This is a genomic window from Paenibacillus plantarum (assembly GCF_013141695.1).
GTDB lineage: Bacteria > Bacillota > Bacilli > Paenibacillales > NBRC-103111 > Paenibacillus_E > Paenibacillus_E plantarum.
In genome coordinates this window covers 96,065-102,445 of the sequence record NZ_WHNY01000091.1, presented here as the reverse complement: position 1 = coordinate 102,445, position 6,381 = coordinate 96,065, and the positions used below count along the sequence as shown (strand labels likewise).

General features: G+C 43.2%; 5 protein-coding genes. All 5 read left to right on the top strand.

Going from position 1 to position 6,381, the window contains the following annotated elements:
* The first annotated feature begins 156 nt into the window (after positions 1-156).
* The 5 genes from GC096_RS36160 (at position 157) to GC096_RS36140 (ending at position 6,379) form a co-directional block, all read left to right on the top strand.
* Positions 157-321: a hypothetical protein gene (locus GC096_RS36160; protein WP_171637753.1), complete on the top strand. Its 165-nt coding sequence runs from the start codon at positions 157-159 to the stop codon at positions 319-321.
* Complete coding sequence (locus tag GC096_RS36155) at positions 318-2,096, top strand: cache domain-containing sensor histidine kinase (RefSeq protein WP_171637752.1); 1,779 nt, start codon at positions 318-320, stop codon at positions 2,094-2,096. Before GC096_RS36160 ends, GC096_RS36155 begins: the two co-directional genes overlap by 4 nt.
* Positions 2,097-3,692: a response regulator transcription factor gene (locus GC096_RS36150; RefSeq protein WP_246303235.1), complete on the top strand. Its 1,596-nt coding sequence runs from the start codon at positions 2,097-2,099 to the stop codon at positions 3,690-3,692.
* Positions 3,693-3,811: 119 nt separating this feature from the next.
* Positions 3,812-5,395, top strand: coding sequence for an extracellular solute-binding protein (locus GC096_RS36145; protein WP_171637750.1), 1,584 nt, complete (start codon positions 3,812-3,814; stop codon positions 5,393-5,395).
* Positions 5,396-5,422: 27 nt separating this feature from the next.
* Positions 5,423-6,379 carry an ABC transporter permease gene (locus tag GC096_RS36140; protein WP_171637748.1) on the top strand — a complete coding sequence of 319 codons (957 nt, stop codon included), beginning with the start codon at positions 5,423-5,425 and terminating at the stop codon, positions 6,377-6,379.
* Positions 6,380-6,381: the final 2 nt, after the last annotated feature.

Sequence of the window (6,381 nt, the reverse complement as noted above, 5' to 3'; positions counted from 1 at the left end):
AATGTACAGCTAATATGAGCGAGATTGGCCGATTGGTTGATTTTGGTGAAAAGTAACTGTAGGAAATCCATCTAATGCTCCCAAAAGGTGAAAATCAGCAAAATTAGCTTCATAAAATCCATTTAATTTGTTTAGTGGGCGGCGGAGACAGGCTGGATGGTAGAAGCGGCATATGAAGTAGAAGTAGAAGTAGAAGTAGAAGTAGAAGTAGAAGTAGAAGTAGAACCTGCGAAAAACAGCATTATCCGCACATCCTGGAAGGGATTCGAAAGATGTTTTTTCTCTTATGAGATGACATGGAAAGGAGCCGCCAGCTCATGAAGTTGTTCTCGATCAAAAAGCTAATTTCTCCCACGGTAAGTATCCAGGGAAAAATCTTTGTCGCATTCAGTTTGGTTACGTTAATTGGCATCGTTGCTGTGACAAGTATTGTTTATTTATACATGCGAGAAACCGTAAAGAATAATGCAATTACTTCTGTTAATGAAAGTATACGGCAGGCTGACGAATCATTAAATCTCCGCTTGGAGGAGGTTAGTCGATTAAATACGGTCGTTGCTACGAATAAAACGGTGCTGGATACGCTTCTAAGCAAGACGGAGGAACCAAGCTATGAGTGGTTTCAAGAGCAGAAGCGGATTGAAGAATTCTTGTCTGCATTGATTGCTTATAAGTCCTACATTTCACGTGTGGCTGTCATAGGCTTGAACCAGAAGGTGTTTTTCGTCGGATCTCCTTGGCTGGACAAGAACGTGTTATTCTCACCGATGATGGATGCTTTACTGCAAAATGGGTCAGGGCATGCCTATTTTCATCAAACTGGCTTCAATAACTCCATCGTTACAGGTCGCGAGCTCCGCTATAACCGGAATTTAATCGGTATGGTGATGTTCGATCTCAATGACGAATTCATTAAGAAAATTTATGATGTCAAACCGACGCCAGACAGTATGCTGTACGTGGTGGACAGGAAAAATGAATTCATATATGAGCCCAAATCGAGTGTTTTTAATAAAGATACCTTCATTCAATTCAATCAGCAGATGGCCGGAACGGACGGTTCGGTTGAAAGGATGATTAATCAGCAATCTTACCTAGTCATTACTCGGAAATCAGACTATACAGGATGGTCGACAGTGGCACTCGTTCCGATGAAGTCTCTCTTGACGGAAACGACGCATATTCGTAATGTACTAGCCACCGTAGCGATCATTGTTTTTGTAATCATCGTCATAGGGACGCTTCAAGTTTCCTCCAGAATAACTAGGAATATTCGCAGATTACGTTCGATGATGATGCATGTCATGGAGGGCAATATGACGCTTCCAACTGTCGAAATTCATTCCAAAGATGAAATAGGTCAGTTATATCAAGTTTTTAAAAGCATGGTTGAAGAATTAAAGCGTTTACTTGAAGGGATTGTATCGACCGAAAAAGAGAAGCGTGAAGCGGAATTGGCCGTTTTGCAAGCTCAAATCCGTCCGCATTTCCTTTATAACACGCTGAATACGGTGAAGTATTTGGCCAAGATTAACGGTGTGCCGAATATTGTAGAGGTATCAGAGTCCTTGATAGAGCTAATGCGCGGCGTTCTCGGGAATACGAATGAATTTCTTACATTGCAAGAAGAATTGCAGTATGTCCGCAGTTACGTGACCATTGAAAAATACAAATATGTAGAGCCACTGCAACTGAATATCGAAATCGAAAATGAAGAGCTTTTACAACATAACGTTCTGAAGTTAATGCTGCAGCCACTTGTGGAAAATGCCATTCTTCATGGACTTTCTGCCTCGGGGTATGAGGGTGTCGTGTTGATTCGTATTTATGAGGAGAACAAAGAGCTGAGAATCGAAGTGAGAGATAACGGCAAAGGGATGACCCAGGGGCAGATCGAGGCACTGTTTGAAAGGAATAAAGTCCAGACGAATACACGCTTTAGTGGTATGGGTGTTCGAAACGTTCATGAACGCATCGTGAGATTGTTTGGAGAGCCATATGGTGTGGTTGTTTTTAGTGAACCAGATAAGTATACGACTGTGCAGATTAGATTTCCATTGCTGCCGGTTAAGAATCATTTGCTTCAGGAGGGATGAATGATGTTTCAAGTATTATTAGTCGATGATGAGGCGTTGGCACGTCATGATGTGAAGAGTATGTTGGACTGGGAAAAGCATGGGTTTACGATATGTGGTGAGGCGTATAACGGATCTATGGCACTTGCCATGATGGAACAAATGACACCTCATATCGCGATCGTGGATGTCAGCATGCCGATTATGAATGGGGTAGAGCTAAGCCAGGAGATCAAGGAAAGATTTCCGAAGGTTAAAATGATTATGCTGAGCAGTTTTGACGACTATGATTATGTACGGACTTGTCTGATGAATGGGGCTATGGATTACTTGCTCAAACATAGATTACAAGCATCAGCGCTGCTGACACTTCTCGATAAAGCCGTACAAGAGCTGCAGAGTGAAGAAGCTCGAAACGCGCAAAGCAAAATGATTGAACACCTAAGCCCGGTTATTCTTCGCGAGCATGTGGCTAATGTGGCCAGAGATGTTGTTGAGGCTTGTGAAGCGCTGCAGGTTTATGCACGAGACAATCAGCTCTATACTACTGCAATTAATTATGGATCGGCTGCTGTACAAATCGTACCTTTTCTGTTGTTGACGGAGTCATTAACCGATGTACAAAAGAATCGATTAGTGCTTCAAGCGATCGAAGTCATGCAGATGGCGATTGGCGATGTTCAGAAACGAACGGTAGGCTACGTAGGGGAGGGACGTTTTATCGTCTTGTATTCCTCGGAGGAGCGAAGCGAACATGCCGTTACTTCACAAATAAATCAAGCCATGAGTGCGCTATCCCATTCTCTAGAGAAATTCCTTAATTTAAAATGCGTTTACGCGAAAGGGTCGCTCTGCGGAAGCTTGCGACTGGTGGGGCCTAGCTATTTCAAAGCGAACCAGGAATTGAATGTTCAGCACGACCAGGACCCGAACGCATCTTTATTGAAAGCCTCTCCATATATGAAAGAACAGAAGCAGCTGCTGCTTTATCTGGAGCAATTGGATGGCGAACGAGCTAGTCAATTTATTACAAATATTTTTGCTGAACTGCGCAGCCAGCCTGTGTATGGGATGACCGTACAAATCATAGTCAGTGAAATGCTTCATCTGGTTGAAATGGTATGGAAGCGGCATAATCCGCAGACGGCTTTAGAAGATACCGAGCATATCCCCACAAAGGCAGAACTTGGACGTATGGGAAGTGTCTCTGAGCTTGAGCTTTGGATGGTAAACTACTGTGCACGCCTTGTTGAGGGTATCAAGAAACAGCGTGTAGGAGGCTCCTATTCGCGTCATATAACGAAAGCACTGCAATATATAGCGGACAACTACGCTTCTAATATTTCCTTGGACATGACGGCGAGTTCCCTTAATCTGAATGCATCGTATTTAAGCAGACTGTTCAAAGAGGAAATGCAAATGACATTTACCGAGTATTTGAACCGGGTTCGTATTCAAACAAGCTGCATGCTCATGCAGTCAGGCACGTATGCGTTAAAACAGATCAGCAGTGAGGTCGGGTTTGTAAGTTACACTTACTTTTTCAAAGTTTTTAAAAGTATGACTGAGATGACGCCTCAGGTGTACATGGACAAGCTGAAACAGTCAAAAAAGTAGAATGGAAAGTCATAAATGTTGAATCACCGGAAAGTCATAATTCCTTATACTGAGATCAACCCTTAGAAAACGCTTTCTTAATAGGGCAGAAAACACAACTTGATCGGAGGAACGAAAGCATGAAAAGAAATTGGGGGACAGTACTTTTCTCAACGTTAGTTATTTCCAGTTTGACACTTTCCGCTTGCAGTTCGGACACACCTAGTAAAGAAAATGAGGGTAAAACCCCGGCTGATGAGTCAAAAGGTGTTGCTACAGCAGGTTTTCCTATCGTTAAAGAGCCGCTGAAGCTAAAAATGTTTACACGAATCGCGCCATCTAATGGGCCTTTTAAGGATATGCCAGTGTTCCAGGACTATGAAAAAATGAGCAATATCCAAGTTGAATTTATTGAAGCGCCAACAGATGGCTTCCCTGAGAAGAAGAACCTGTTGTTTGCCTCGAATGAGCTTCCTGACGTTATGTATCGCTCAGCCCTTACTCCTTTAGAGGCAACTCGTTATGGTTCTGGTGGTCAATTAATCCCACTGGAGAAGCTGATAGAAGCATACGCACCCAATTTTAAAAAATTAATGGAAACGTATCCAGAGATTCGCTCCGCCATTACAACACCTGAAGGTCACATTTATGCCCTACCAGGTATTGTGAGTGTCAACTCGGCAAGAACGGATAAAAAATGGATGAATCAGGCATGGCTGAAGAAGCTGAACCTGAAAGAACCAGAGACGACGGATGAGCTGTACGAGGTGTTGAAAGCTTTCCGGGATAAAGATCCTAACGGTAATGGCAAACAAGATGAGCTTCCAATGACAGCACGTAGTGGCTTGGCGATTGTACCAATCATGGCGGGCTCTTTCGGTCTGGATTTCCAATTGGGCTATAACATTAACCTGGAGAATGACAAGGTCAATCTCTGGATGGGAAGCGATCGAAATAAAGAATTACTGATGTACTTAAATAAGTTGTATTCGGAGAAACTTCTGGATCAAGAGCTATTTACACAGAAGGAAGCGCAATATCTGACAAAGCAAGGGACAGGAAATACCGGTTTCTTCTTCGATCAAACGAACAATCCCATGTTGGACGGAAAGGTCCAAGATCAATATATCGGTATAGCACCGCCTAAGGGACCACATGGTGATAGACTTCAGTTAGCTGCTCCGGTACCGAGGGATTTTGGTGCATTTGCGATCACATCGGTAAACAAGAATCCGGAAGCAACGATGCGTTGGGTTGATTACTTCTTCAGCGACGAGGGATCTACTATGCTGCGATTCGGTCGTCAGGGTGAGAATTATGAGTTGAAAAATGGGATTCCTTATTACACGGATGCTTTCTTGGCTACTGGCAATCAATCCAAAATCACCCCATATGCCGGTGGAGGAGCGCCGCATCTGATCAGTGATAAGGTTGCTTCTTTCATTAATCCACCGCAGGTTCAAGAAGCACAGAAGAAGCTTGATCCTTACATGCCGAAGATTCGCTATGCAGCGCCGATGTTCGATGAGCAAACTGCGCAACAGATTAATATACTCCGCAACGATATTGATAAATATTACGAAGAGCAAAGCACGAAATTCATTGCCGGTGCCCTTAGCTTTGACAAGTGGGGAGAGTTCCAGAATACCTTGAAAAAAATGAAAATCGATGAACTGCAGAAGCTGTATCAGACTGCTTATGATAACCTCAAAAAGCAGCAATAAGCACGACTGATGGCTGGAGGGCTACAGATGAACAATACAGCAAAGACAGCAGGCGTTGCGTCTCGAACCAAATCGAGGCGCTCCAGCCTCTTTAAAACATTGAGTAGTCGCTATGATCTCTATTTGATGCTACTCATTCCCATTGTATATTACCTAGTATTCCATTATGGACCCCTATATGGATTGCAAATTGCGTTTAAAAACTTCAGTCCAGCGAAAGGAATTGGCGGAAGCGCATGGGTGGGGCTTGATCATTTCCAGCGATTCGTAGAATCCTACTATTTCTGGCGGTTGTTATGGAATACAATATCGATTAACTTGTTCTCGTTATTATTTGCTTTTCCAATCCCTATTCTTCTTGCCTTAATCGTTACCGAAGTCCGTAATAAAGCGTTCAGTAAAATTGTGCAAAACATTACGTATATCCCACATTTCATCTCCATCGTCGTTATGGTAGGGATGTTGATGTTGTTCTTATCTCCGCGTGGTGGTCCTTTGAATGCCATTATTGAGGCGTTGGGCGGAGATCCGGTTCGATTTCTCGATTCGGCAGCGTGGTTCAAGCCGATCTTCATTAGTTCAAATATATGGCAAAATATGGGTTGGCAATCAATTATCTACATTGCAGCGCTCGCCGGAGTCAATCCGCAGCTCTATGAAGCGGCAAAGATGGATGGTGCCAGTCGGATACGGCGCATTTGGCACGTATCGATCCCAGGCATTCTGCCGGTCATCGTCATTTTGCTTATTCTTGATGTCGGACATTTCATGAATGTAGGTTTTGAGAAAATTTTACTCATGCAAAATAATTTGAACATAGATTCCAGCGATGTGATTTCCACCTTCGTGTACACAACAGGTATATTAAAGGGCGAATACAGCTATACAGCAGCTATTGGCTTGTTTAACTCTGTCATTAACTTGGTATTATTATTGCTCGTGAATCGCTTTGCCCGTAAAAAGGCGGAGACTAGTCTATGGTGAGG